We start from the raw sequence: 25,320 nt of genomic DNA, 5'->3' as shown, positions 1-25,320 counted from the left end.
CCGTTCAGGGGGTGGCGGAGCTGCTTCCGGAACCGCTCGGCGCGCTCGGGTTGGTCGGCTCACTCTCACCCGGCGTGCTCGGCTCGCTGGTCGGCGGGGCAGGCGGCGTCGTGGTTGGAGAAGGTTCCGACGTCGAGGTGGTGGGTTCGGGCGTGGACGGCTCCGTGATGGGCGGGCGCGTGCTGTCGCCGCCGGACGTGGGCCTGGTGCCCGTCGGGCGGGTCGGCTGCGAGGAGTTCCCCGAGGTTCCCGACGACGAGGGGCTGCGTGGCGGGGTGATGACCGTGGTCGTGGTCTCGCCGTCCGGGCCGACGCTCACCACCGTGGTCGGGGACGTCGTGGAGGGCGGCAGCGTGCCGGTGACGGCCACCCCGTCGATCATGATCGTCGTCTGCTCGGGAATCGCCTGGCCGGGGACGAGCTGCGGGCCGTTCTGGCTGCCGGTGTCCTGCGAGGCTGTGTTGTTCACGTCGTTCACGGCCCCGGTGTCAGCGGTGTTGCCCGCGCCGCCGGTGACCTGCGCGACCGCGCCGAATGCCGTGGCCAGTACGAGGCCGCTCGCCGCGAGTGCGATGTAGCCCGTGCGCTGGAGCCGTCCGGTGGACTCGCGGGGCGGCGCGACCTCGGCGCGTGGCTGTGACCCTTGTGACTGGGTCATGCATGACTCCTTTGGAGTTTGCTCCTGAGTTAGCCCAATTGGGCGGACCCCGGCCGGGACAGTACCACTGCAGAGTGACTGCCCGCGAACGTCTCGGCGCTCCGGGTTAACGGAATGCGACGGCCGGGGTGGGGCACGATGGGGCCGTGGCTGACGAACACGATGCGGCTCGCCTGACCGCATGGGTGCACGGAATGGTTCAGGGCGTGGGTTTCCGCTGGTGGACCCGGAGCCGCGCACTCGAACTCGGCCTGGTCGGCAGCGCGACCAACCTCGCCGACGGCCGGGTCCAGGTGGTCGTCGAAGGCCGCAAAGACAACTGTGAGCGGCTGTTGACGGCGCTGCGTTCGCCCGGGTCACCCGGTCGAGTGGATCATGTGGCCGAGCTCTGGTCCCCACCACGTGGCGGTCTGCACGGTTTCGTCGAGCGCTGAGCGGCCGCACGCGGCCCGGCGTCCACGGCTCGTCAGGGACCCCGGGTAGCATTCCTCGCTTGGAGAGGGAGTCGGTATAGGGGAAAGGGTCGACGCCGCGTGCACCTGAAAAGCTTGACGCTCAAGGGCTTCAAGTCCTTCGCGTCGGCGACCACCCTGCGCTTCGAGCCCGGTATCACCTGTGTCGTCGGCCCGAACGGCTCCGGTAAGTCGAACGTGCTCGACGCGTTGCGCTGGGTGATGGGCACGCAGGGCGCCAAGGACCTGCGCGGCGGGAAGATGGAGGACGTCATCTTCGCCGGCACCGCGGGCCGCGCCCCGCTCGGTCGCGCCGAGGTGACCCTGACGATCGACAACTCCGACGGTGCGCTGCCCATCGAGTACACCGAGGTGTCCATCACGCGCCGGATGTTCCGCGACGGCGCGAGCGAGTACGAGATCAACGGCAGCTCGTGCCGCCTGCTCGACATCCAGGAGCTGCTTTCCGACTCCGGTATCGGCCGCGAGATGCACGTGATCGTCGGGCAGGGCCAGCTCGCTGAGATTCTCCAGTCCAAGCCCGAGGATCGCCGCGCCTTCATCGAGGAGGCCGCCGGTGTGCTCAAGCACCGCAAGCGCAAGGAAAAGGCGCTGCGCAAGCTCACGTCGATGCAGGGCAACCTCGACCGGCTCGGCGATCTCACCGCCGAGCTGCGCCGCCAGCTCAAGCCGCTCGGTAAGCAGGCGGAGATCGCCCGCCGCGCCCAGGTGGTGCAGGCCGAGCTGCGTGACGCCAAGCTCCGCCTCTACGCCGATGATCTGGTCACCCAGCGCGGGGCCATCGCCAAGGACGAGGCCGACGAGAACGCGGCCCGCAGCCGGCGCGCCGAGGTCGAGCAGGCGCTGGAGATCGCCACCGCGGAGGAGGCGGAGCTGGAGAGCGCCCTCGCCGAGGACGCTCCAATGCTGGCCGCAGCCCAGGACACCTGGTACAAGCTCTCCGCGCTCGCCGAACGGCTGCGTGGCACGGTGCGACTGGCCGTCGAGCGGCAGCGGCACCTCTCGGCCGAGGTGCCGACCGGTACCTCCGGACGCGATCCCGAGGAGCTGCTGGCGGAGGCCGAGCGTGCTGCCGAGCGCGAGGAGGAGCTCGCTGAGGCCGTGACCGAGGCCAGGGCGATCCTTGCCGAGACCGTCGAGCGTCGCGAGCACCTGGAACGAGCGGTGCAGGCCGCCGAACGCGCCCACCTGGCTGCCGTTCGCGCCATTGCCGACCGCCGCGAGGGCATCGCGAAGCTGACCGGTCAGGTCGAGGCACTGCGCAGCAAGAGCAGTGCGACCGCCGAGGAGATCGAGCGGCTCAGCACAGGGATCGAGGAGGCAGGCGCCCGTGCCGAGGCGGCTGCGGAAGACCTGGAGCAGGCCCGTACCGAAGGCGGCGTCGAGGAGTCCGACGACGCGGGGCTGCAGGAACGGCACGACCGCGCCGTCGACGCCAACAACGCCGCCAAGGCCAGGGTCGAGGAGCTGGTGAAGGCGGAGCGGGCCGCCGAGCGGGAGATCGCCTCCGAACGGGCCAGGGTCGACGCCTTGTCGATGGGGCTCAAGCGTAAGGACGGTGCCGGTGCGCTGCTCGGCGCTGCCGATGAGCTGCCGGGCCTGCTCGGCTCCGTCGCAGCGCTGCTCACCGTCGACCCGGGGTACGAGGTCGCGCTGGCCGCGGCGCTCGGCCCTGTCGCCGACGCGGTCGCAGTCGCCGCGGGTGATGCCGCGCTCACCGCGCTGCGGTACCTGAAGGACAACGAGTCCGGGCGCGCCGGTCTGCTACTCGGCGGCGCAGGCTCCACTGTGGACACAGTCGGCTGGCCAGCACTACCCGGCGGGGCACGCTGGGCACGGGAGGTCGTCAGGTCCCCGGAGGCGCTGCGGCCCGCGGTGGAGCGCGCGCTCGACAGGGTGGCTGTCGTCGCCACGCTCAGTGACGCGCGTGCGCTCGTCGCCGCACACCAGGACGTCACCGCGGTCACCACCGACGGCGACGTCTTCGGCAACCACTGGGCGGCCGGCGGGTCGGCCCGTGACGAGAGCGTCATCGAGGTGCAGGCCGCCGTCGACGAGGCGCAGGACCGGCTCGCCGCGGCTGAACTTGCGCTGCAACGCACAGCCGCCGAGCTCGAAGGCGCCCGCGCCGAGCAGCAGGACCGGCGCGCCGAGGTGGGGCAGGCCAAGGAAGGGCTCAACGAGGCGAAGGTGCGCCGGGCCCGCTCGTCGGAGCGGCTCAGCAGCCTCGCCCAGGCGGCCCGCTCGGCTGAGTCCGAGGTCGAGCGGCTGCGGAACCAGCGTGCGAAGGTCGAGCAGAACCGCGAGGAGGTGCTCACCAGGCTCAGTGAGTTCGAGGAGCGTCTTGCCGCTGTCGCAGACCAGCCGGTCGACGACGACCCGGACACCACCGAGCGTGATGAGGCGGTGGAGTCGCTGGCCGAGGTCCGTCAGGAGGAGGTCGAGGCGCGGCTGGCGTTGCGCACGGCCGAGGAGCGGGCACGTGGCATCGCGGGCAAGGCCGACTCCCTGCGCCGGGCCGCCGAGGCCGAGCGCCAGGCTCGTGAGCGTGCCGAGAAGGCGCGCATCGCCAGGGCACGGGGCGCCGAGATCGCCGCGGCCGTGGTGGATGGCGGTGAGATCGCGCTGGAGCGCATCGAGATGTCGTTGCGACGGGCCGTTGCCGAGCGGGACGCCGTGCAGAGCAGGCGGGAAGGCCGGGAGATCGCGCTCGCGCAGGTGCGCGGCCGGGTGCGTGAGCTGGCCGGTGAGCTGGAGAAGCTCACCGATGCCGTGCACCGCGACGAGGTGGCGCGCGCCGAGCAGCGGCTTCGGCTGGAGCAGCTCGAAACCAAGATCACCGAGGAGTTCGGCATCGGGCTGGAGGACCTCGTCGCCGAGTACGGCCCCGAGGTGCCGGTGCCGCCGGGTCCGGGTGAGCTGGCCGAGTACGAGGCCGCGAAGGAGCAGGGCGAGACGGTCATGGCACCGCAGCCCATCCCGTACGACCGCAACACGCAGGCCCGCCGTGCCAAGCGCGCCGAGAAGGATCTCGCCCTGCTGGGCAAGGTGAACCCGCTGGCGCTGGAGGAGTTCGCCGCGCTGGAGGAGCGGTACAAGTTCCTGTCCACGCAGCTGGAGGACCTCAAGGCCACCCGCAAGGACCTGCTCACGGTCATCAAGGACGTGGACGACAAGATCCTCGAGGTGTTCACCAGCGCCTACCACGATGTGGCGCGCGAGTTCGAAATTGTGTTCTCGGTGCTGTTCCCCGGCGGTGACGGTCGCATGGTGCTCACCGAGCCGAACGACATGCTCGTGACCGGTGTCGACGTCGAGGCCCGGCCGCCCGGCAAGAAGGTCAAGCGGCTGTCGCTGCTGTCCGGTGGTGAGAAGTCGCTGGTGGCCGTTGCCATGCTGGTGGCGATCTTCCGCGCCCGCCCGTCGCCGTTCTACGTGATGGACGAGGTCGAGGCGGCGCTCGACGACACCAACATGCGCCGGCTGATCAGCCTGCTGGAGCAGCTGCGCGCGAGCTCGCAGCTGATCATCATCACGCACCAGAAGCCGACGATGGAGATCGCCGACGCGCTCTACGGCGTGAGCATGCAGGGCGACGGCATCACCAAGGTGATCTCGCAGCGGCTGCGGACTGGAGCCGAAGCCATCGAGGAGCCTCCGGCGCGGGAGCCAGCGGCTGCCGAGGCCTGATTCCCGTGACAAAGGAATGGCCCGGCGGAACATCCGCCGGGCCATTCCTTTGAGCATTGAGGTAAGCGCCGTTAGCTGCGCGCTCCCTCGGGTTCCGGGATCGGGACGCACGGGAAGGTGCTGCTGCCGTACCAATGTTCCTTGGTGGGTCCGCACAGCTCCACGTTACCGACGAGGTTAGCGTCGTCCGGGATTTCGAATCCGACAACGCCGATGAGGGTCTCGCCGGCCTCGATGTCAGTACGTATGCTTATTATGTTTGCCGCATACCAGGTGTGGGTGCGCCAGGTGTTGTCAGCAATGTCCCTTTCAGGCTCGGCGACGGGTCGCGCTTTGACGTAACAGAAATCGGGACTTTCGGTCGCGTACTCGTCGCAGGCTCCCTGCTCGATCTTGAACTTGGCCTCCAGGAAGTCGAGCCTGGCGCCCTGTACGCCGCGGTCGGCCAGTTCGCCGGTGACGGCGAGGTACACGGCGAGGTAGTGGGCGCCCGCATTGGCCGACTCTCCGGCCAGTTCCGGGAGCCACTCCGCGTCGATAGCTTTCACCTGGATCCCTAGGGGCGCGCCATATTCTGTGGTGACCAGGGTCTGGCCGGGGAAGTCGGCGAACTGGGTGTAGGTCGGACCGGACTCGGTTGTGGCCGCGTTTTCGGCCGCTGAGTCGCCAGTGCCCGTCGATCCGTTGTCGCTATCTCCAGCGCATGCGCTGACCAGTACCGCGAGGCCCGCGATGAGTGCGGGCAGTAAACGTGTTGACATGTCATGCTCTCCATCGAGGTGATTACGGGGGTTAGTTTCGTGAGCCGTCCGGCTTCGGAATCGGAACGCAGGGGAATTCGTTGAATTCCGGAGTGGACTGATCCTTGGTCGGTCCGCATAGCTGGGGGTTGGTGATGTTCTCGCTGTCCGCCAAGTTGAACCCGACCACGCCGATGGCGGTCTCGCCCCGCTCAATGTCCCTGCCCAGCAGCGAGTCCGCCTGCCAGTCTTCGCCGCGCCACGTGTTGTCAGCGATCTCGGACCTGAGGTCGCTGGCGGGGTACGCCTCGCTGAAGCAGTACTGGGGGACCTCATCCGGCGTGTACGGGTCGCAGTTCTCCCCGCCCACATTGTCATAACGGAGCTGCAAATACTGGATCTTGGCTTCCTGTACGCCCCGGTCGGCCAGTTCGCCGGTGACCGCCACATACACCGCGAGATAGCGCCTTCCCGCCTCGGCCGATACGCCGGCCAACTCAGGTGTCCATGCCGCGTCGATCGCTTTCACCCGCATCCCCAGGTCCAAGCCCGGTTCCGTGGTGACGAGCTCCTGGCCGGGGAAGTCGGCGAACTGCGTGTGCTTTGGACCAGACTCGGTTGTGGCTGACGTGTCGGACGTCGAATCGCCGGTGTCCCCCGCCGTGTTGTCGCCGCCACCCCCAGAACATGCGGTGACCAGAACGGCAATGCCCGCGACAAGCACCGGCAGTAGGCGAGTTGACATGTGACCCCTCCGATATACCAATGTGACACTCTAGTATTGGCTGTCACTATGACGTGGTAGGGATTGGCGAGGTTCCTCGGGGTGTGGTTTCTGTGTGGCGGGATCGGGCAAACACAGCTAACCGGGCATTTGGCCGTCCCATTCGGACAGTGGCGCGCAGTGCCAGCGCCACTTCTCCAGCCGGGGACGGTCGGGCAGGGCGATCCGCCCGTTGGCCCACAGCAGCACCTGCCATGGATCCCCACCCTCCGGCGCCCAGGGAAACAGCCGGCGCAATGTCGCCTCGGTGGCCGGTGCGGGCGCAGTGAACGCGACGCCGAGCCCACGCGCCGCGTCACTGGTGTGCACGAACAACTCATCGCACGCCATCGCGGCGAAGCCGGATGCGTCGGCGAGACCCCGCGGATGCCAGCCGCGGGCATCGGACGCGCTCTGTGTCACGACGGCCGAAAGCAGCGTCACCGTTGCCGACACGCTGCGCACCAGCTCGCGCGGCTCGGCCGTCGCGCCCACCGTAATGTCCGTTGTGGACAACTCGGTCTTACCGCCCGCGAAATCGACGGCGTACCACAGCAGGGTGTTCGCGATATGGGCCACCACCTCGGCGACCGTCCACTCCAGATCCGGAGGGCGGACTGTCCAGTCCTCATCGGCGTTGGCGAGCAGGAACTCGGTGCAGGCCGCGCCCGCATCGCGCAGAGTCTCGGTGTTCATGTCAGGCATCCTGCCGGGATTGTTCCGCGACCGCGGTGGCCTTCGGGTCCGGCGCGCCGTGTCGCAGCGACAACAGCCCGCCGACCACCAGCGTCACGACCACGCCGAGGGGTACATACCACGGGAAAGCCAGTGGCAGCCGCACGCCGTCGACGGTGAACTCACCGCCGAGCGCGAAGACGGCGGCCACCGCCACGGTGCTCAGGAACGCCACGACGGCGTCAGCCTGCCGGGCGTGCTTCACCAGGATGCCGAGGAAGAACGCCCCGAGCAGTGCGCCGTAGGTGTAGCTCGCGATGCTCAGCCCCAGCTCGACCACAGGCTGATCGGTCGTTGTGAACAGCGATGCGAACACCACGAACACCCCGGCCCAGATCAGCGTCCACAGCTTCGCCTGCTTCAGCACGACGGCGTCCGGCAGCGGGCGCTTGGTGAACCGCTGGTACAGGTCGCTGATCGTGGACGTGGACAGCGAGTTGAGGGAAGACGAGATCGTGCTCATCGCGGCGGCCAGTATGCCGGCGACCAGTAACCCGGACAGTCCCGGCGGCAACTCCTCGACGATGAACTTCGGGAACAGCTCATCGCTTGCCGTCAGGCCGAGCTCACCCGGTGTGCGGCCGCCGTAGAACGACCACAGCAGCGCCCCGATGAACAGGAACAGTGCAAACTGGACGAACACGACGATACCGCTGGCGATGACGGCCTTCTGGCTGTCACGGACGTTCTTGCACGCCAGCAGCCGCTGCACCATGAGCTGGTCGGCGCCGTGTGAGGCCATCGCGAACAGGGCCCCACCCACCACCGCCGTGACGAACGCATACTGGTTCGTCACGACGTTGGAGGAGAAGTCGAACAGCTGGAACTTCCCTTCGCCTGCGGCGCCTGCGAGCCAGCCGTCCGGGAGCCTGCCGGCGAGCACGAACACGGCGGCGATCGCGCCGAGGAGGTAGATCCCCATCTGGATCGCGTCCACCCAGATCACCGCGCGGATACCGCCTAGGTAGGTGTAGATCACGGCGACCAGCGCGATCGCGGCGACGATCACCGGATAGGAGACGTCCATGCCGAACTCGTCCAGCATGATCTTGACCGGGATCGCGGTGGCGAACAGCCGGACACCATCGGCGAGCAACCGCGTCACCAGGAACGTCACCGACGCGGTGCCCTGCATCCCGGGCCCGAACCGCTTGCCCAGGAAACCGTAGGCGCTGACCAGGTTGCCCGCGTAGTACCGCGGCAGCAGCACGAACGCCACGAGCACACGGCCGATCAGATAACCGATGGCGAGTTGCAGGTAGGTCGCGTTACCGAGGTAGGCGACCGTCGGGACGCTGATGACGGTGAGCGTCGAGGTCTCCGTCGCGACGACCGAGAACGTCACCGCCCACCACGGGATCCGTCTGCTGCCGACGAAGTAGTCGGTCGAGGAGCGTTGCCTGCCGCCGAGGGCGATGCCCAGCAGGGGTGTGCCCACCAGGAAGACCGCGACGATGACGAGGTCCAGTGCGCGCATTGGTCTCTCCTACCGTGTCCGGCTGGTGTCGGGGAGCGGGCAGAACAAGGGGCACCAAAATGGTCTAATCCACGTCGGTTGGGCAACGCAAGCCATCCGGTGAGAAATTGTCGAAGACGATTCTGGAACGGTGAGTGTTTCACCGTTCGGTCAGGGGTGCCCGGCTCGGCCAGGCTGTGGATGCGAGGATGGCATCGTGTCGAGCACCACCTTGATCTGGATTATCGCCGTCGCGGTCGTCGTGCTGCTGGTCGCCCTCGTCGCCGGGCTGACGATCTCGCGCAAGCGCAAGATCAGCCTCGAGAAGGAACCGGAGCAGGCGCCGAAGGGCAATCGCTACCAGGCCGGCGGGGGTATCGCACTCGCGCCGGGCGGTACGGAGGCGCCAGAGCACCCGGTCGAGGAACGCACCGAGACCGACGGCGAACCCGGCGTCGGCGAGGACGCCGCTGTGCCGCGGGACGCACCGCGCCGCGGGATCGTTGACGTCGGGTTGCCCGACCAGCACGTAGCGCCACCCGTGCCGGAACCGGCACCAGTGCCCGAGGCCGAGCAGGTCGTGGAGCCTGCGCCCACGCCGAATGCCGCGCCCGCCGTCGAGCCAGAGGTCGAGGAGGTGCCGCCCGCGGCGGGCCGCATCGAGCGGCTGCGCGGAAGGCTGTCGAAGTCCCGTTCGACGCTGGGGCAGGGCCTACTCGGCCTGCTCGGTGCCGGTGACCTCGACGAGGACTCCTGGCAGGACGTCGAGGACACGCTGCTCGTCGCCGATCTCGGTGCGGCGACCACCACCGAGATCGTGGAGAAGCTGCGCACCGAGCTGTCCTCGCGCGGAGTCCGTACGGCCGACGAGGCGCGGGCGCTGCTGCGCGAGGTGCTCACCGACGCGCTGCGACCGGACGCCGACCGAGCGGTGCGCGCGTTGCCGCACACCGTCGACGGCCAGAAGCAGCCCGCGGTCGTACTCGTCGCCGGCGTCAACGGCACGGGCAAGACGACCACGACCGGCAAGCTCGCGCGCGTCCTCGTCGCGCAGGGCAGGCACGTGCTGCTCGGCGCCGCCGACACCTTCCGCGCCGCCGCCGCCGACCAGCTGCAGACGTGGTCCGAGCGGGTCGGTGCGGAGGTCGTGCGAGGCAAGGAGGGTGCCGATCCGGCGTCGGTGGCCTTCGACGCCGTCAAACGCGGTATCGAATCCCGGGTCGACGCGGTGCTCGTGGACACGGCGGGCCGGTTGCATACCAAGACCGGCCTCATGGACGAGCTCGGCAAGGTCAAGCGCGTCGTCGAGAAGCAGGCCAAGGTGGATGAGGTGCTGCTCGTGCTCGATGCCACCACCGGCCAGAACGGTCTCGCGCAGGCACGCGTGTTCTCCGAGGTCGTCGATGTCACGGGCATCGTGCTGACCAAGCTCGACGGCACCGCCCGCGGCGGGATCGTCTTCCAGGTGCAGCGCGAGCTGGGTGTGCCGGTCAAGCTCGTCGGGCTCGGCGAGGGCCCTGACGACCTGGCGCCCTTCGAGCCCGGCGCCTTCGTCGACGCGCTGCTGGGCTGATATCCCCGTTTTGGGTGATACCGCTCGGTATTGCGTACGGGTATCGCGTGCGCACGGCAGGGTGCTCGTGGCAAGCGAGGCGAACCCAGGGAGGTTCTCGACAATGTTCCGGCCGGTAGGTCTGAAGGCTCTTCTCGTCGCGTGCGCGGTGCTGGCCACCTGCGGCTGCAGCGTCACGGTGCGCACGGGCGAACCGGACGAGGCGACGGTGTCGAAGGCGGAGCTGGAGCGCAGCGTCACCGAGTCGCTGACCGAGATGGCGGGCCAGCAGCCGGACGCCGTGGAGTGTCCTGGCCCGATCAAGGCGAAGGTCGGCGAGACCATACGTTGCGTCCTGACCGCGGGAGGTACCCGCCTCGGCATGACGGTCACCATCAAGTCGTACGACAACGGCCGCGCGAAGTTCGACGTCCAGGTCGACGAGCAACCCCTCGACTGACCCGGTCGGCGGCGTTCAGGCCGTCAGGTCACGGGCGCCCAGCTGCTGCGACAACGCGGCGGCAATGCGCTGCACGACGGGTGCGATGCGGGTGACGGCTTCCTTCGTCAGCCTGCCCTCGGGGCCGGACACCGACACCGCGGTCGGGGTCGGTGCGCCCGGGACCGGCACCGCGAGGCAGCGCACGCCCAGCTCCTGCTCGGCCTCGTCGAGTGCATAGCCCTGCTTGGCGATCCTGCCCAGGTGGCGCAGGAACTTCTCGACATCGGTGTGGGTGTGCTCGGTGTAGGCGGGCATCCCGGTGCGGGCGAGCAGCGCGCGGACGTCGTCGGCGGGCAGCGTCGCGAGGATCGCCTTGCCGACACCCGTGCCGTGCGGCAGGAGCCTGCGGCCGACCTCGGTGAACATGCGCATCGAGTGCCGGGACGGCACCTGCGCGACGTAGACCACCTCGTCCCGTTCGAGCACCGCGAGGTTCGCGGTCTCGCCCACCTCGTCGACAAGCTCGGCCAGTAGGGGACGGGCCCACGTGCCGAACTGCAGGCTCGCGTTCTCGCCAAGCCGGATCAGCCGGGCGCCGAGGGCGTAGCGGCGGTTGATGTTCTGCCGTACGTAGCCGAGCGCGACGAGCGTGCGGATGAGCCGGTGAATCGTCGGCATCGGCAACCCGGACGAGCTGGCCAGCTCGGACAGGCTGGCCTCGCCTCCGGCGTCTGCGAGCCGCTCGAGCAGCTCGAACGCGCGCTGCAGCGACTGCACCCCGCCATTGCCTGACCTCTCGGGGGCCACACTGTCTCCTCTCACGTTGAGCTTCCGCAATGTAGAAACTATAGTCCGAGATGTAAAACAGGATGATCGTTATTTTGGGGTGTTCGCATGTCTGATGTTCGTGTGCTCGGCGGTGTGGTCGAACGTGGCGACGAGGTGCTGACTCCGGAAGCGTTGCAGTTCCTCGGTGGCCTCCACGACGCCTTCGCGGCGACGCGGGACAAGCTACTGGAAGCGCGCGCGCACCGCCGTGAGGAGGCCAAGCGCACCGGCCGGCTCGACTTCCTGCCTGAGACGAGGGAAATCCGCGAGGCGGAATGGCAGGTGGCGCAGGCCCCGCCCGCGCTGCGCGACCGCCGCGTCGAGATCACCGGGCCCACCGAACGCAAGATGACGATCAACGCGCTGAACTCCGGCGCCAAGGTGTGGCTGGCCGACTTCGAGGACGCCAACACCCCGCACTGGGCGAACGTGGTGAGCGGACAGGTCAACCTCTCCGACGCCGTCCGCGGCACCATCGAGCTCGACTCGAACGGCAAGCACTACGCGCTGCGTGACGACATCGAGCACGCCACGATCGTGGTCCGCCCGCGCGGCTGGCACCTCGACGAGCGCAACATCGAGATCGGCGGGCGCAGGGCCGTAGGCGCACTCGTCGACTTCGGTCTCTACTTCTTCCACAACGCGCGCGAGCTGCTGGCGCGGGGCCGCGGCCCGTACTTCTACCTGCCCAAGATGGAAAGCCACCTCGAGGCGCGGCTGTGGAACGACGTGTTCACCCACGCCGAGAAGACGCTCGGCATCGAGCACGGCACGATCCGCGCCACCGTGCTGATCGAGACGATCCCCGCCGCGTTCGAGATGGAGGAGATCCTCTACGAGCTGCGAGAACACGCGTCCGGGCTCAACGCAGGGCGCTGGGACTACCTGTTCAGCATCATCAAGTACTTCCGCGACGCCGGTGCGGAGTTCGTACTGCCGGACCGCAACAGCGTCACGATGACCGCGCCGTTCATGCGTGCCTACACCGAGCTGCTGGTGCGCACCTGCCACAAGCGCGGCGCCTTCGCCATCGGCGGCATGGCCGCGTTCATCCCGAGCAAGGATCCGGAGGTGAACGAGAAGGCCTTCGCCAAGGTCCGCGACGACAAGGCACGCGAAGCCGGTGACGGGTTCGACGGCTCGTGGGTCGCCCACCCGGGCATGGTCGGCATCTGCCGCGAGGAGTTCGACAAGGTACTGGGGGACAAGCCCAACCAGCTCGATCGCCTCCGCGAGGACGTCTCGGTGACCGCGGACCAGCTGCTGAACATCGCCGCCACCGAGGGCGAGGCCACGAAGGCCGGGCTGCGTGCCGCCGTCGACGTCGGTGTGCGTTACCTCGCCTCCTGGCTGGGCGGCAACGGCGCTGCAGGCATCCACAACCTCATGGAGGACGCCGCGACCGCCGAGATCTCCCGCTCGCAGGTGTGGCAGTGGGTGCGCAACGGCGTCACGCTCGACAACGGCGAGACGGTGACCGCCGGGCTCGTGCGTTCGGTGCTCGCCGATGTCCGCGCAGAGCTGACCGGCGTCATCCCGGCCGACCTGCTGGCACCGGCGGTCGAGCTGTTCGAGGAGGTCGCGTTGGCTGACCACTTCGTCGACTTCCTCACCCTGCCCGCCTACGAGCGGCTTCAGTAGTGGAGGCAGCCGGCCGGCTCCCCGCTGACGTCTACGCACGCATCGACGCACGGCTGGCCGAGGCGGACGCGCGCGTCGCGGCGCAGTATCCGGGGGAGCCTGCCGGCAGGCAGCCGGTGCACACCGTCTACGTGCCCGCGCACCGCTACCACGTGGGGTTGGTCGCCGAGTGGCAGGAGCAGGCGCTGGCCGTCCTCGCCGAACACGGCGACGCCCTCGGCGCGGAGCCGGATGTGCTGGAACGCGTGCGGGCCAAGCTCGCCGAACAGCCGATCGAGGATCTTCGCATCGATTTCGAGGACGGCTACGGCCATCCTGGTGACGATGCCGAGGACGCCGATGCGGTGCGGGCGGCGCGTGAGCTCGGTTGTGCGACGCCGTTCGTCGGTATCCGCTTCAAGAGCTTCGAGGCGCTGACCCGGCACCGCGGTATCCGGACGCTCGATCTGTTCCTCGGCGCGCTCGGCGACCCGCCGCCCGGTTTCGTGGTCACCCTGCCGAAGGTCACGGCCATCGAGCAGGTGTCTGCCGCGGCCGAGGTGCTCGGGGAGTTGGAGAAGGCGCACGGGCTGGCCAGCGGGTCGCTGCAGTTCGAGGTGCAGATCGAGACCGCGCAGTCGGTGCTCGCGGCGGATGGCACGGTCGCGTTGCCGCGGATCGTGCGGGCCGCGGACGGCCGGTGCAGCGGGCTGCATTTCGGCACCTATGACTACAGCGCAGCACTCGGGATCAGCGGCGCGTACCAGAGCATGGACCACCCCGCGGCCGACTTCGCCAAGCAGTTCATGCAACTGGCCACCGCCGGCACCGGTGTGCGACTGTCCGACGGTTCGACGAACCGGTTGCCGGTCGGTGACGCCGACGCCGTCCGCGGCGCATGGGCCGAGCATCTGCGGCTGGTTCGCCGCTCCCTGGAACGTGGTTTCTACCAGGGCTGGGACCTGCATCCGCACCAGCTGCCGAGCCGGTTCGCCGCGACGTACGCGTTCTTCCGCGACGGTCTACCCGCGGCGGCCGGCCGGCTACGGGACTACGTGCGGAGAACCGAGGGCGGAGTGCTGGACGAACCGGCTACGGCAAGCGCGCTGGCCACCTACCTCCTGCGTGGTCTCGACTGCGGTGCCGTGGACCACGCGGAGGTCGCCACGCTGACTGGTCTCGACCGCGCCGCGCTGGACCGGCTCGCCAGGCGGCTACCCTGACCTGGTGATCGACCTCAACAGCGACCTCGGTGAAGGCTTCGGTACCTGGCCGCTCGGCGATGACGAGGCCCTGCTGGACATCGTGACGAGCGCCAACGTGGCCTGCGGCTTCCATGCCGGCGACCCGACGGTGCTGCGCCGGGTCACCGAGCAGGCCGCCGAGCGCGGTGTCGTGATCGGCGCGCAGGTCGGCTACCGCGACCTCGCCGGGTTCGGCAGGCGGTTCATCGACATGGACCCGCACGAGCTGGCCAACGACGTCATCTACCAGATCGCCGCGCTCGACGGCTTCGCCAGGATCGCGGGTACCAGGGTCGGTTACGTCAAACCGCATGGTGCGCTGTACAACGCGGTGGTTCACCACGCCGAGCAGGCCGCCGCCGTTGTCGATGCGATCCGGCGGTACGACCCGGCCCTGCCGGTGCTGGGGCTGCCGGATTCGGAGCTGCTGCGGCAGGCGGAAGACAACGGGCTGGGGACAGTGCGCGAGGCCTTCGCCGACCGTGCCTACACCCCGGAGGGCAGGCTGGTCTCGCGCCGGGAGCCGGGTGCAGTGGTGCACGAGCCGGACGAGGTGGTCAAGCGCAGCGTCGGGATGGCCACCGAGGGCACGGTGACCGCCATCGACAGCAGCGTGGTCACCGTTCAGCCGCGTTCGTTGTGCGTCCACGGCGACACCGCGGGTGCCGTCGAGATCGCCCGGCGGGTGCGCGAAGCACTGCTGGATGCCGGTGTCGAGATCCAATCGTTCGTCTGACCCGGAGGTCAGCTGTCGATGGCCAGCGCGAGGTAGACGTCGACCTGGGTGCGGAAGTCGGTGAGGTCGAGGCCGAGCAGCTCGCCCGCCCTGGCGATGCGGTAGCGCAGGGTGTTCACGTGAACGTGCAGTGCCTTGGCGGCCTTCGTGGGCGAGCCCGAGCACTCCAGGAACACCCGCACGGTGTGCAGCAGGTCGGGATGCAGCCCCAGCAGTGGTCCCAGCATCCGTTCCCGCAGTGCCTGCCGCAGCTCGTCCGGCGCCCCGGCGACCAATAGCCGGTGCACGCCGATCTCCTCGCCCGCCACGACGGCCACCCGGTCCGGCCGTTGTGCCGCGGCGCCAAGGGCGTGCCGCGCCTCCTCGCTCGCACCGCGCAACCCGGAAAGCGTGGCGGGGCCGCCGATCCCGACCAGGATCCGTCCGCCACCCAGCCGCGCCAACGCGCGGGCGGCCGTGGCCGGCCAGGCCTCGGGCCATCCGGTGTCGGCGCGTACGAGTGCGTAGGCATCGGTGTCGTGCTCGCCGAGGTAGACCGGCGGCGGGTGCGTGGCGAGCAGCTCGCCGAGGATCTCCACACCGGTGTGCGCAGCGGGTGTGCGGGCGACGAGCACCCGCAACGGGGCGTCGGCTGGCAGGTCGGTCGCGGCGAACGCGGCGGCCAGTTCGGCGGCACCGCCCCCCGCGCCGAGCAGCCCGATCAGGGGCGCGGCGAGCCGTAGGTGGACCTTGCGGACCTCCTCGTCCCGGGCCCGCGCGAGCCCGATCAGGCTCGCCAGCTCCTCCGCGACCTCCGCGGGGCCAGGCGCGAGCTGTGCACCGACAGCCAGTGACCATGGCACCGCGTGCCGCCCACCGACCGGCAGCACGGTGCGCTCGATCGGTGGGCCGGGAGTGCTGGCGGCGACGATCCGCCCTGTTGCCGACAGCACCCAGCAGTCCGCGCCCAGCTCCGCCGCGCCGTGGGCGAGCAGCGCGGGCAGCGACGCGTTGTCCGCCGCGGCGGAGAGCAATCGCTTGCGCGCGCCCCCGGACTCGCCGGCCAGCTCCAGCACCACCCGCTCTGTGATGACGGCGAACGACAGATCGGCGGGCACCTCGAGCAGCGGTATCCGGTGCCGCCGGCAGGCCCGCACGAGATCGTCCGGGATGCCACCGGTATCGGCGCCGGATGCGGCGAGCGCGGCGCAGCGGGCCTGCGCGAGCGCGGCGACGAAGGGTTCCGCGTCGCCGTCGGTGTGCCACCACAGCAGCCCGCTCAGCACCAGCTCGCCCGCCGAGAGGTACCGGCTCGGATCCGGCAGCTCGGTCACGTAGATCCGGGTGACCTCCCGGTCGAGGAGGTCACCACCGGCGCGGAGCCGCATGCCCAGCTCGGGCAGCTCCAGCAGAGTTTTCACCAGCGTCATGAGGTTTGTAGGAAAGCACAAAAAGCCAGGCTCGCGCTGCCTCGGTTTCATGCTTCCGTGCCGTTGCCCGCCACCGGGCGCCGGCGGTGTACTGGAGCACACCCCAATTCCTGTGGAGCATGCGTGGATTTCCTCCGACCGGCCACCCTCGGTGAGGCACTGGCCATCAAGGCCGAGCGGCCGGACGCGGTACCGATCGCCGGTGGAACCGACGTCATGGTCGAGCTGAACTTCGACCAGCGGCGGCCGGCGGCGCTACTCGACCTGACCCGCGTCGGTGAGCTCACGGCATGGTCCACTTCGGACGGCCAGGTGCGGCTCGGCGCCGCGATGCCCTACACTCGCGTCATCACCGAGCTCGGCGACGCGCTGCCTGGTCTGGCCATGGCCGCCCGCACGGTGGGTTCCCCACAGATCCGCAACCGTGGCACGGTGGGCGGCAACCTCGGCGCCGCCTCACCAGCCGGTGACACCCACCCGGTGCTGCTGGCGACCGGCGCGCGCATCGAGGTCGCCTCCGTCCTGGGGACGCGACTGGTTCCGGCGGAGGAGTTCTACACCGGCGTGAAGCGCAACGCGCTCGCGCCGGACGAGCTCATCACCGCCGTCCACCTGCCCGCTGCCACGGGCGGCGAGCAGTTCGCGAAGGTCGGCACCCGCAACGCGATGGTCATCGCGGTGTGCTCGTTCGCGATCGTGGTGCGACCCGGCCACGTGGGTGCGGCCATCGGGTCCGCCGCGCCGACACCACGCCGCGTAGCCGAGGCCGAGCGGTTCCTCACCGGGGAACTGCCGTGGGATGCGCCCGCACCGCTGGCCGACTCGGTCAAACGCCGCTTCGCCGAGCTGGTCGCCGCGGCGGCCGCACCGATCGACGACGTGCGCGGCAGCGCCGCATACCGCAAGCACGCGTTGTCCGTTCTCGCGCGCCGGACGCTGACCTGGGCATGGGACGACTACCGAGGGAGGCTGCTGAAATGCGCCTGAACGTGACGGTGAACGGCGAGCCAAGGCAGACGGACGACGTGTGGGAGGGCGAGAGTCTCCTCTACGTCTTACGCGAGCGGCTCGGCCTTCCGGGGTCGAAGAACGCGTGCGAGCAGGGCGAATGTGGGTCCTGCACGGTGTATCTCGACGAGGTGCCGGTGTGCGCGTGCCTGGTTGCGGCGGGGCAGGCCGAGGGCCGCGAGGTCCGCACCGTCGAGGGGTTGGCCGGCGGCGACCAGCTCGACCGCGTCCAGCAGTCCTTTGTGGACGCGGGCGCGGTGCAGTGCGGGTTCTGCACGCCCGGACTCGTCGTGGCCGCACATGACCTGCTCAACCGGGTTCCGGAGCCCAGCGACGAGGCGATCCGCGAGGCGCTCGCCGGCAACCTCTGCCGCTGCACCGGCTACGAGAAGATCCTGGACGCGGTCCGGTTGGCGGCGAGCCGATGATCATCATCGAGAACGCCGCGATCGCCACGGTCGACCCGGACGGCACCGAGCACCGCAACGGGCATGTGGTCGTCGACGGTGAGCGGATCGTCGCCGTGGGGGCCGGGCCCGCGTCGGTACCGCCCGGCGAGCACACCCGCATCGACGGCACCGGGTGTCTCGTCACGCCCGGCCTGGTCAACACCCATCACCACCTGTACCAATGGGCGACCAGGGGACTGGCGGCGGACTCGACGCTGTTCGAGTGGCTGGTGGAGCTGTACCCGATCTGGGGAAGGCTCGACGCCGAGATCACGCATGCGGCGGCGACAGCGGGTCTCGCGCGGCTCGCGCTCACCGGGTGTACCACGGTCGCCGACCATCACTACGTGTTCCCGCGCGACGCCGGCGACCAGATCGAGGCGCTCGTCACTGCTGTCACCACGATCGGCGTGCGCGGGCACCTCGTGCGCGGGTCGATGGACCGCGGCGAGTCCGACGGTGGCCTGCCGCCGGACAACCTCGTCGAGACCCTGGACGCGGCGCTGCTCGGCACCGAGCAGGCGATCGACACGCACCATGACCCGGCGCCGAACGCGCGCATCCGGATCGCGGTCGGCCCCTGCTCACCGTTCTCTGTCAGCGAGCAGCTGATGAAGGAAGCGGCGGAACTGGCCCGCCGCAAGGGTGTCCGGCTGCACACGCATCTCGCCGAGACCCTCGACGAGGAGCGGCAGTGCCTTGCCGAGGTCGGCTGCACCCCGGCCGAGTACGCCGAGGCGCTCGGCTGGCTCGGCGACGACGTATGGCTCGCGCACACCGTGCATCTGGCGCCCGGGGCGATCGCCAGGCTCGGCGTGACAGGCACCGGTTCCGCGCACTGTCCGACGTCCAACGGCAGGCTCGGCACCGGGATCGCGCCCGCGCGCGACCTCATCGACGCCGGTGCGCCGGTGGGGCTCGGCGTCGACGGCGCGGCGTCCAACGAGTCCGGTGGGCTGGGCGAGGAACTGCACCAGGCACTGCTGCAGGCGCGGCAGCGGGGCGGGCCGCAGGCACTGACCGTCCGGCAGGCGCTGTGGATGGGCACGATGGGGGGCGCTCGCTGCCTCGGCAGGCAGGACGAGCTGGGTTCGCTGGAGCCGGGCAAGCTCGCCGATCTGGCGCTGTGGCGGCTGGACGGGCTGCGTTACGCCGGGATCACCGACCCGGTGGCAGCTCTCGTGCTCGGCGCCGTGCCGGATGTCGAGCTGATGCTCGTCGGGGGCGAGACCGTGGTCGCGGGCGGGGAACTGCGCACAGCCGATGAGGCCGCGATCGCGGCGCAGCTGCGCGCGGCGAGCGGGAGGCTGCGATGACCACGAGCATGCAGAGCATGGTGACGGAGGTCGGCGGCATCGGCACGAGCCCCAGCCGGCCCGATGCCGCAATGAAGGTGCGTGGCGAGTTCGCCTACTCCTCGGACCTGTGGCACGACGACATGGTGTGGGGCGCGACCCTGCGCAGCCCACATCCCTACGCGCGCATCACCGGCATCGACAGCAGCGCGGCACTGGCAGTGCCCGGGGTGTACGCGGTGCTCACGCACGCCGACGTGCCGGGCGTGAACCGGTACGGTTTGGAACATCCTGACCAGCCGGTCCTCGCCGAGGACGTGGTGCGCTACCAGGGCGAGCCGGTGGCACTCGTCGCCGCCGACCACCCGGAGACCGCACGCCGGGCGATGCGGCGCATCGAGGTCGGCTACGAGGTGCTCGACCCGGTGACCGATGCCGAGGCGGCCGTCGCCGGGGCGGGCCCGGACCTGCATCCCGGCGGCAACGTCGTGCGCCACGTGCCCATCCGCAGGGGGGAGCAGGACGCCACAGCCGACGTGGTGGTGTCCGGCTGCTACGAGGTAGGCATGCAGGACCAGGCCTTCCTGGGGCCGGAGTCCGGCTTGGCCGTCCCGGATGACGACGGCGGTGTGGACCTCTACGTGGCAACGCAGTGGCTGCACGTCGACCAGCAGCAGGTGGTAGCGGCGCTGGGACTGCCGCCGGAGAAGGTGCGCTTGACGCTGGCCGGGGTGGGCGGTGCGTTCGGCGGCCGGGAGGACATCTCGATGCAGGTGCACGCGTGCCTGCTGGCGCTGTACACGGGCAAGCCGGTGAAGATGGTCTACAACCGCGAGGAGTCCTTCTACGGCCACGTGCACCGGCACCCGGCGCGGATGTACTACGAGCACGGCGCGGACCGCGACGGCAGGCTGGTCTACGTCAAGGCGCGGATCTACCTCGACGGCGGCGCCTACGCCTCGACCACGGCGGCGGTCAGTGCTAACGCGGCAACGCTGGGCATCGGACCCTACGACGTTCCCAATGCCTCGGTGGACTGCTGGGGTAACTACACCAACAACCCGCCGTGCGGCGCGATGCGCGGTTTCGGCGCCGTGCAGGCCGCGTTCGCCTATGAGTCCCAAATGGACAAACTGGCGCAGGCCTGCGGTCTGGACCCCGTTGAGGTGCGGCTGCGCAACGCGATGACCGAGGGCACGGTGTTGCCCACCGGCCAGGTGGTCGACTCGGCCGCGCCTGTCGCGGAGCTGCTGGAGCGGGTGCGCGCGATGCCGCTGCCGACTGGGCCGTCCGGTGAGCTGGATTTGCGCCGGCTGCCGGGCGGGGTGTCGAACACGACGCATGGCGAAGGTGTGGTGCGCGGGGTCGGCTATGCCGTTGGCATCAAGAACATCTGTTTCTCGGAGGGTTTCGACGACTACTCGACGGCGCGGGTGCGGCTCGCGGTCGTGGGCGGTGAGCCAGCGGCGACCGTCCAGACGGCCGCGTGCGAGGTGGGGCAGGGACTGGTGACGGTCCTGCAGCAGATCGTTCGCACCGAGCTCGGCGTCGAGCAGGTCACGATCCTGCCGATGGACACCTCGATCGGCAGCGCCGGATCGACGTCGGCGTCCCGGCAGACCTACGTCACGGGCGGGGCGGTGCGCGCGGCGTCGCTGGCAGTGCGGGCGGCACTGGTCGAGCACGCCGCGCGGCGGCTCGGCTGCCTGCCTGCCGAACTGAGTGTCGCGGGCGGCAAGGTGGTGTCCACACGCGACGGTGTACTCGCGGATCTCGCCGATGTGCTGGGCGATGCGGTGTTCGACGAGACCGTCGAGTGGCGGCACCGGCCCACCGAGACGCTGGATCCCGAAACCGGGCAGGGAAACGCGCATGTGCAGTACGGCTTCGCGGCACATCGCGCGGTGGTCGATGTGGACACCGAGCTGGGGCTGGTGAAGGTGGTCGCGCTCGACTGTGCCCAGGACGTAGGCAAGGCTCTCAACCCGCAGGCGGTGCTCGGGCAGATCCAGGGCGGTTCCGCACAGGGGCTCGGGCTGGCGGTGATGGAGGAGATCCAGACCGAGGGCGGGGTCATCCGCAACCCGTCGTTCACCGACTATCTCATCCCGACGGTGCTGGACATGCCGCCCATGCGCATCGACGTGCTCGAGCTCGCCGACCCGCATGCGCCCTACGGGGTGCGTGGGGTCGGTGAGCCGCCGACGATCTCCTCTACACCCGCCATTGTGGCCGCGATTCGGTCCGCCACGGGCAAAGCACTGCAGCGGGTTCCCGTCCGTCCCGAGCACATCACCGGAACCTGAGGCTATTCCGCGAGAAGTCCGTGCTGCAGCGCCCGCAGCACCGCTCGCGTGCGGTCCCGGACGCCGAGCTTCATCAGCAGGCTGGACACGTGGTTCTTCACCGTGCCCTCGGCCAAATGCAGCGCCGCGGCGATCTCGCGGTTGGCATAGCCACCCGCGAGCAGGCGCAGGATCTCCAGCTCCCGACGGGTGAGCGGCTGTGGTGGCGGCAGGTCCTCGATCTCGTCGGGGTCCGGCAGCTGGCTTGCGGAGCGCAGGAGCCGTTCGGTGAGCGCGGGCTGGACCAGCGTGCCGCCCGCGGCCAGAGTGCGGATCGCGCCGATCAGCTGGTCGAGCGTCACGTCCTTCAACAGGTACCCGTGCGCGCCCGCGCGCAGCGCCCGCAGCACGAGCTCGTCGTCGTCGAACGTGGTGAGCACGAGTGTCGGCACCGTGTTGCCCTGTGCACGCAATGCGGTGAGCGTTGCGATGCCGTCCCTGCGCGGCATCCTGAGGTCGAGCAGCAGCACATCGGGCGACTCCTGCGCCACGACCGCCAGCGCCTCGTCGCCGTCGGCGGCCTCGCCGACGACGAGCAGCTCCGGTGACAGTTCCAGCAGGCTGCGAATTCCCTGACGGACGATGGTCTGATCGTCCACTATGCACACCCGGATCATGAGCCAGGCACCGTCGCGTCGATCCGGAAACCCGATCTGCCGTCGAACGACACCGCGCCGCCGAGGTGCTCGATCCGCTCCCGCAGGCCGGTCAGGCCGTTGCCCATCCGCAGGAGGGGCGCACCCCTGCCGTCGTCGTGCGCGCTGAGCGTGATGTTCCCGGTCGCGGCCTGACCGATCGTGATCCACAGGTTCTCCGCCTCCGCGTGCCGGATGGCGTTGGTGACCACCTCCTGCGTGCAGCGGATCAGCGCGGCGGCGCAGGCCTCGTCCGGTTCGACGTCCTCGTCGATGCTCAGGTGCACGCGCGGATGCGGCAGGTCCGCGACGATCTCGGTGAGTGCCTGGTGCAGCTGCGGCGGGCGGGCGCGCAGCTCGCCGACAGCGTGCCGCACATCGCCGAGCAGGTCCCTCGCCAGAGCCTTGGAACGCACGACGTGTTCGTTCGCGTCCGGCCCGCTGCGGTGGGAAGCCACCTCCAGTTCGAGGACCAGTGCGGTGAGTTGATGGCCGACCAGGTCGTGTAGTTCCCGCGCGATGCGCAGCCGCTCGGCCGAACGGCTCGACTCGGCGAGCAGCGCCGTCGTTGCCTTGAGCTCGGTGATCGCCACGGCGAGCCGTTCCTTGGCCGCGGTCTCCCTGCGCTGGCTCCACACCGCCCACACAGAGCAGGCTTGCAGCATGGCATAGATGAGCGCGCTGAGCAGGATGTCGGTGGCCTCGCCGCCCTGGAACGCCGCAGTGAGCGCGACCAGTGCGCTGTTGACGATGAGCAGCGCGACGGTCATGCGCTGGGACGCCATGTGCGCTGAGACCGCGGTGACGAAAACCAGCAGGATCGCGATGAAGCCCGCCCGGGGAGCCAGCAGGACGGCGCCTGCCCCGCAGAGGGTGAGCAGCGTGAGCAGTGCGCCGGGGCGCCGCCGGGCGACGGCCGATTCGGTCAAGAGCAGCAGGAGCAGCGCGAGGTAGCCGAGGTAGCACATCCACCACAGCCAGACGGGGCCCACGGTCAGGTTCTCACCCGCAAGCTGGCTCAGCAGGACGGGCGCGCTGACGAGCAGGCACACCACGAGCAGGCTGGCCACTCCCCACAGCTCGAGGCGCGACTCGGTCATCCCCTCAGGCTACAAAGGCTTCTGCGGCGGCGCCCGTGCCACAAGTCATGGGTCTCGACCATGACCTGTGGCACCCGACAACGGTGCCGCGCCTGCCTACCGTCGTCCTCCAGCAACCAGGAACTGGAGGGGACATGCCCGTGATCGAGGTCGACGGCCTCCGCAAGCGCTACGGCGACACCGTGGCCGTCGACGACATCGGCTTCAGCGTCGAACAGGGAGAGATCTTCGGCATCATCGGGCCCAACGGCGCCGGCAAGACGACCACCGTGGAATGCATTGCGGGCCTGCGTAAACCTGATGGCGGCCGGGTACGCGTGCTGGACCTCGACCCGCTGCGTGACCGAGCGCGGCTGCGTCAGGTGCTCGGGGTCCAACTGCAGCACGGGATGCTGCCCGACAAGCTGCGGGTCGGTGAGGCGCTGGCGCTCTACCGGTCGTTCTACCGCGACGGGGCCGATCCCGAGCGGCTGCTGGCCGAACTGGGACTGACCGCCAAGCGCAAGACCGCATTCGACAACCTCTCCGGTGGCCAGGCGCAACGCCTGTCCATCGCACTGGCGCTCATCGGAAAGCCACGTATCGCCATCCTCGACGAGCTGACCACGGGCCTCGATCCGCACGCCCGCAGGGACACCTGGGAACTCGTCGAACGCGTTCGCGACGTCGGGGTGACGGTCCTGCTGGTCACACATTTCATGGAGGAGGCACAGCGGTTGTGCGATCGGATCGCGATCATCGATGGCGGGCGGCTCGCCGCGCTGGACACGCCACGGGGCCTCATCGCCAGAGCGGGGCGGGGCGGGCGGGTGCGTTTCCGGGCTGCCGAGCCGGTCGACCGGTTCGCGCTGAAGGAACTGCCCGAGGTCGACGGCGTTTCCAGGCAGGGGGCCGAGACCGTGGTGACCGGCACGGGGAACCTGCTGCATGCCGTGAGTTCGGAACTCGTGCGGCAGCGCGTGACCACCACCGAGATCCAGTTCGAGCAGGCCACGCTCGACGACGCGTTTCTTGCCATCACAGGCCGTGCGATGGAAGGGGATCCCGATGAGTGATCGTGCCCTCCGGCCCGGCGCGCGTGCCTGGGCGCTGCTCACACTGACCGAGGCGAAGCTCGTGGCGCGGGACACCGCTGGGTTGGTCATCCCGCTGGGCCTGCCGATGCTGATCATGGTGATGAACGGGTTGGGCTCGGACGGCACCCGTCTACCCGACTTCGCCGGTCTGCCTGTGCTCGATGCCTATGTCGTGCCGATGACGATCGCGATGGTCGTCGCGCTGATCGGTGTGGTGAACATGCCGTCGTTCCTGGCCGCCTACCGCACGACGGGGGTGTTGCGCAGGCTCGCGGTCACCCCCGCGCATCCGGCAATGGTGCTCTTCGCGCAGGTCATGGTGAGCCTGGGCCAGTCGATACTCGGTGTCGGGCTGGCGCTGGGCGTGGCACGGCTGGCGTTCGACGTCTCCTTGCCGCGCGAGCCGCTGGTGGCCGTCGCGGTGTTCCTGCTCATGGCGGCCGCCATGTACGCGCTGGGCATGTTGGTGGCCGCGATCGCCCCGACGACGAACGCGTCTGTCGCAATCGGACTCGTCGTGTTCTTCGCGATTTTCGCGCTGGGCGGCGGTTTCGGCGGCAGGGGCAACCTGCCGGACTTTCTCGCCACCGCCGGCGCGTACCTGCCGTTCGGGGCGGGACTGGACCTGCTCAGCGCCAGCTGGATGGGTGTGGCCCCGTCCGCCGGGCAGCTTGCCGCGCTGGCGGTGACGACGGTGCTAGCGGGAACCACAGCGGCGAACCTGTTCCGCTGGACCTGACCAGCCCGCGAGTCCCCCGCTCCGGCTGGCGAGTCTCCCGCTCCGGCCCGCGAGTCTCCCGCTCCGGCCCGCGAGTTGCCCGCTCGGGTCGGCGAGTTCCCCGTTCTGGCGGGCGAGTCTCCCGCCCAGACCCGCGAGTGGCCCGCTCGGGTCGGCGAGTTCCCCGTTCTGGCGGGCGATTCTCCCGTTGCTGCCGGCCAGTGCTGCGCCGGAGCGGGCGACTTGCGCGCCTGGGCGGACAACTCGCCCTCGGCAGTGGGCGACTCGCGTGCGTGGGCGGGGGACTCGTGTGCCTGGGCGGGCAACTCGCTGACTGGAGTGGGCGTC

General features: G+C 69.8%; 22 protein-coding genes. 14 read left to right on the top strand and 8 right to left on the bottom strand.

Annotated elements, in window-relative coordinates; translation table 11 throughout:
- The first annotated feature begins 11 nt into the window (after positions 1-11).
- The 3 genes from ABZ863_RS07400 to smc all read left to right on the top strand — a co-directional run bounded on the left by ABZ863_RS07400 (position 12) and on the right by smc (position 4,821).
- Positions 12-578: a hypothetical protein gene (locus ABZ863_RS07400; protein WP_358532066.1), complete on the top strand. Its 567-nt coding sequence runs from the start codon at positions 12-14 to the stop codon at positions 576-578.
- 226 nt (positions 579-804) lie between these two features.
- Entirely contained in the window at positions 805-1,092 is a 288-nt protein-coding gene (locus ABZ863_RS07395) for an acylphosphatase (RefSeq protein WP_358532064.1), read from the top strand.
- Positions 1,093-1,191: 99 nt separating this feature from the next.
- Complete coding sequence (gene smc, locus ABZ863_RS07390) at positions 1,192-4,821, top strand: chromosome segregation protein SMC (RefSeq protein ID WP_358532062.1); 3,630 nt, start codon at positions 1,192-1,194, stop codon at positions 4,819-4,821.
- A gap of 71 nt (positions 4,822-4,892) precedes the next feature.
- On the opposite strand, the gene ABZ863_RS07385 is transcribed toward smc, so the two are convergent.
- From ABZ863_RS07385 to ABZ863_RS07370, 4 genes are all read right to left on the bottom strand, one after another.
- Positions 4,893-5,582, bottom strand: a complete 690-nt coding sequence (locus tag ABZ863_RS07385) for a hypothetical protein (protein WP_358532060.1) — start codon at positions 5,580-5,582, stop codon at positions 4,893-4,895.
- A 31-nt stretch (positions 5,583-5,613) separates the two neighbouring features.
- Positions 5,614-6,285 (bottom strand): hypothetical protein, encoded by a 672-nt coding sequence (locus tag ABZ863_RS07380; protein ID WP_358532058.1) that lies wholly within the window; start codon positions 6,283-6,285, stop codon positions 5,614-5,616.
- 138 nt (positions 6,286-6,423) lie between these two features.
- The gene (locus tag ABZ863_RS07375; RefSeq protein ID WP_358532056.1) at positions 6,424-7,020 is read right to left on the bottom strand and encodes a maleylpyruvate isomerase family mycothiol-dependent enzyme; all 597 of its coding nucleotides are present in this window, start codon (positions 7,018-7,020) and stop codon (positions 6,424-6,426) included.
- Between the two features lies 1 nt (position 7,021).
- Positions 7,022-8,536, bottom strand: coding sequence for a sodium:solute symporter (locus ABZ863_RS07370; protein WP_358532054.1), 1,515 nt, complete (start codon positions 8,534-8,536; stop codon positions 7,022-7,024).
- A 193-nt stretch (positions 8,537-8,729) separates the two neighbouring features.
- On the opposite strand from ABZ863_RS07370, the gene ftsY reads away from it, so the two are divergent.
- Positions 8,730-10,088, top strand: a complete 1,359-nt coding sequence (gene ftsY / locus ABZ863_RS07365; protein ID WP_358532406.1) for a signal recognition particle-docking protein FtsY — start codon at positions 8,730-8,732, stop codon at positions 10,086-10,088.
- Positions 10,089-10,191: 103 nt separating this feature from the next.
- Positions 10,192-10,527: a DUF4333 domain-containing protein gene (locus tag ABZ863_RS07360; RefSeq protein ID WP_358532052.1), complete on the top strand. Its 336-nt coding sequence runs from the start codon at positions 10,192-10,194 to the stop codon at positions 10,525-10,527.
- A gap of 15 nt (positions 10,528-10,542) precedes the next feature.
- Here the strand turns inward: ABZ863_RS07360 and ABZ863_RS07355 are convergent, their stop codons facing one another.
- The gene (locus tag ABZ863_RS07355; protein WP_358532050.1) at positions 10,543-11,316 is read right to left on the bottom strand and encodes an IclR family transcriptional regulator; all 774 of its coding nucleotides are present in this window, start codon (positions 11,314-11,316) and stop codon (positions 10,543-10,545) included.
- A gap of 87 nt (positions 11,317-11,403) precedes the next feature.
- Between ABZ863_RS07355 and aceB the strand changes: the two genes are divergently transcribed.
- The 3 genes from aceB to ABZ863_RS07340 are packed head-to-tail and all read left to right on the top strand — an operon-like array spanning position 11,404 to position 14,937.
- Positions 11,404-12,978: a malate synthase A gene (gene aceB, locus ABZ863_RS07350; protein ID WP_358532048.1), complete on the top strand. Its 1,575-nt coding sequence runs from the start codon at positions 11,404-11,406 to the stop codon at positions 12,976-12,978.
- Positions 12,978-14,180 carry an aldolase/citrate lyase family protein gene (locus ABZ863_RS07345; protein ID WP_358532046.1) on the top strand — a complete coding sequence of 401 codons (1,203 nt, stop codon included), beginning with the start codon at positions 12,978-12,980 and terminating at the stop codon, positions 14,178-14,180. Before aceB ends, ABZ863_RS07345 begins: the two co-directional genes overlap by 1 nt.
- 7 nt (positions 14,181-14,187) lie before the next feature.
- Positions 14,188-14,937: a 5-oxoprolinase subunit PxpA gene (locus tag ABZ863_RS07340; RefSeq protein ID WP_358532404.1), complete on the top strand. Its 750-nt coding sequence runs from the start codon at positions 14,188-14,190 to the stop codon at positions 14,935-14,937.
- An 8-nt stretch (positions 14,938-14,945) separates the two neighbouring features.
- Here the strand turns inward: ABZ863_RS07340 and ABZ863_RS07335 are convergent, their stop codons facing one another.
- On the bottom strand, positions 14,946-16,346 hold the full coding sequence (locus ABZ863_RS07335) for a PucR family transcriptional regulator ligand-binding domain-containing protein (RefSeq protein WP_358532044.1): 1,401 nt from the start codon (positions 16,344-16,346) through the stop codon (positions 14,946-14,948).
- A gap of 123 nt (positions 16,347-16,469) precedes the next feature.
- Between ABZ863_RS07335 and ABZ863_RS07330 the strand changes: the two genes are divergently transcribed.
- The 4 genes from ABZ863_RS07330 to pucD are packed head-to-tail and all read left to right on the top strand — an operon-like array spanning position 16,470 to position 21,404.
- Positions 16,470-17,333, top strand: coding sequence for a xanthine dehydrogenase family protein subunit M (locus tag ABZ863_RS07330; protein WP_358532042.1), 864 nt, complete (start codon positions 16,470-16,472; stop codon positions 17,331-17,333).
- Positions 17,324-17,782: a (2Fe-2S)-binding protein gene (locus ABZ863_RS07325; RefSeq protein ID WP_358532040.1), complete on the top strand. Its 459-nt coding sequence runs from the start codon at positions 17,324-17,326 to the stop codon at positions 17,780-17,782. Before ABZ863_RS07330 ends, ABZ863_RS07325 begins: the two co-directional genes overlap by 10 nt.
- On the top strand, positions 17,779-19,119 hold the full coding sequence (locus ABZ863_RS07320) for an 8-oxoguanine deaminase (protein WP_358532038.1): 1,341 nt from the start codon (positions 17,779-17,781) through the stop codon (positions 19,117-19,119). Before ABZ863_RS07325 ends, ABZ863_RS07320 begins: the two co-directional genes overlap by 4 nt.
- Positions 19,116-21,404 (top strand): xanthine dehydrogenase subunit D, encoded by a 2,289-nt coding sequence (gene pucD, locus ABZ863_RS07315; protein ID WP_358532036.1) that lies wholly within the window; start codon positions 19,116-19,118, stop codon positions 21,402-21,404. Before ABZ863_RS07320 ends, pucD begins: the two co-directional genes overlap by 4 nt.
- Positions 21,405-21,406: 2 nt before the next feature.
- Here pucD and ABZ863_RS07310 read toward each other — a convergent pair whose 3' ends face one another.
- Positions 21,407-22,042: a response regulator transcription factor gene (locus ABZ863_RS07310; protein WP_358532034.1), complete on the bottom strand. Its 636-nt coding sequence runs from the start codon at positions 22,040-22,042 to the stop codon at positions 21,407-21,409.
- Between the two features lie 14 nt (positions 22,043-22,056).
- Complete coding sequence (locus ABZ863_RS07305; RefSeq protein ID WP_358532032.1) at positions 22,057-23,178, bottom strand: histidine kinase; 1,122 nt, start codon at positions 23,176-23,178, stop codon at positions 22,057-22,059.
- Positions 23,179-23,312: 134 nt separating this feature from the next.
- Here ABZ863_RS07305 and ABZ863_RS07300 point away from each other — a divergent pair, with 134 nt between their 5' ends.
- Complete coding sequence (locus ABZ863_RS07300) at positions 23,313-24,233, top strand: ABC transporter ATP-binding protein (RefSeq protein ID WP_358532030.1); 921 nt, start codon at positions 23,313-23,315, stop codon at positions 24,231-24,233.
- Complete coding sequence (locus ABZ863_RS07295) at positions 24,226-24,993, top strand: ABC transporter permease (protein WP_358532028.1); 768 nt, start codon at positions 24,226-24,228, stop codon at positions 24,991-24,993. The genes ABZ863_RS07300 and ABZ863_RS07295 overlap by 8 nt, the downstream gene beginning before the upstream one ends.
- Positions 24,994-25,320 lie beyond the last annotated feature (327 nt).

This window comes from Saccharomonospora sp. NPDC046836, assembly GCF_040645195.1.
Taxonomy (GTDB): Bacteria; Actinomycetota; Actinomycetes; order Mycobacteriales; family Pseudonocardiaceae; genus Prauserella_A.
This window is presented reverse-complemented; position numbering and strand designations above follow the sequence as displayed.

Bases quoted from the DNA above. Each gene is read 5' to 3' on its own strand.
- ABZ863_RS07295 (WP_358532028.1), top strand. From the start codon at position 24,226: ATGAGTGATCGTGCCCTCCGGCCCGGCGCGCGTGCCTGGGCGCTGCTC.
- ABZ863_RS07375 (WP_358532056.1), bottom strand. From the start codon at position 7,020: ATGAACACCGAGACTCTGCGCGATGCGGGCGCGGCCTGCACCGAGTTC.
- ABZ863_RS07370 (WP_358532054.1), bottom strand. From the start codon at position 8,536: ATGCGCGCACTGGACCTCGTCATCGTCGCGGTCTTCCTGGTGGGCACA.
- pucD (WP_358532036.1), top strand. From the start codon at position 19,116: ATGACCACGAGCATGCAGAGCATGGTGACGGAGGTCGGCGGCATCGGC.
- ABZ863_RS07305 (WP_358532032.1), bottom strand. From the start codon at position 23,178: ATGACCGAGTCGCGCCTCGAGCTGTGGGGAGTGGCCAGCCTGCTCGTG.
- ABZ863_RS07385 (WP_358532060.1), bottom strand. From the start codon at position 5,582: ATGTCAACACGTTTACTGCCCGCACTCATCGCGGGCCTCGCGGTACTG.
- ABZ863_RS07320 (WP_358532038.1), top strand. From the start codon at position 17,779: ATGATCATCATCGAGAACGCCGCGATCGCCACGGTCGACCCGGACGGC.
- ABZ863_RS07335 (WP_358532044.1), bottom strand. From the start codon at position 16,346: ATGACGCTGGTGAAAACTCTGCTGGAGCTGCCCGAGCTGGGCATGCGG.
- ABZ863_RS07300 (WP_358532030.1), top strand. From the start codon at position 23,313: ATGCCCGTGATCGAGGTCGACGGCCTCCGCAAGCGCTACGGCGACACC.
- aceB (WP_358532048.1), top strand. From the start codon at position 11,404: ATGTCTGATGTTCGTGTGCTCGGCGGTGTGGTCGAACGTGGCGACGAG.
- ABZ863_RS07360 (WP_358532052.1), top strand. From the start codon at position 10,192: ATGTTCCGGCCGGTAGGTCTGAAGGCTCTTCTCGTCGCGTGCGCGGTG.
- ABZ863_RS07325 (WP_358532040.1), top strand. From the start codon at position 17,324: ATGCGCCTGAACGTGACGGTGAACGGCGAGCCAAGGCAGACGGACGAC.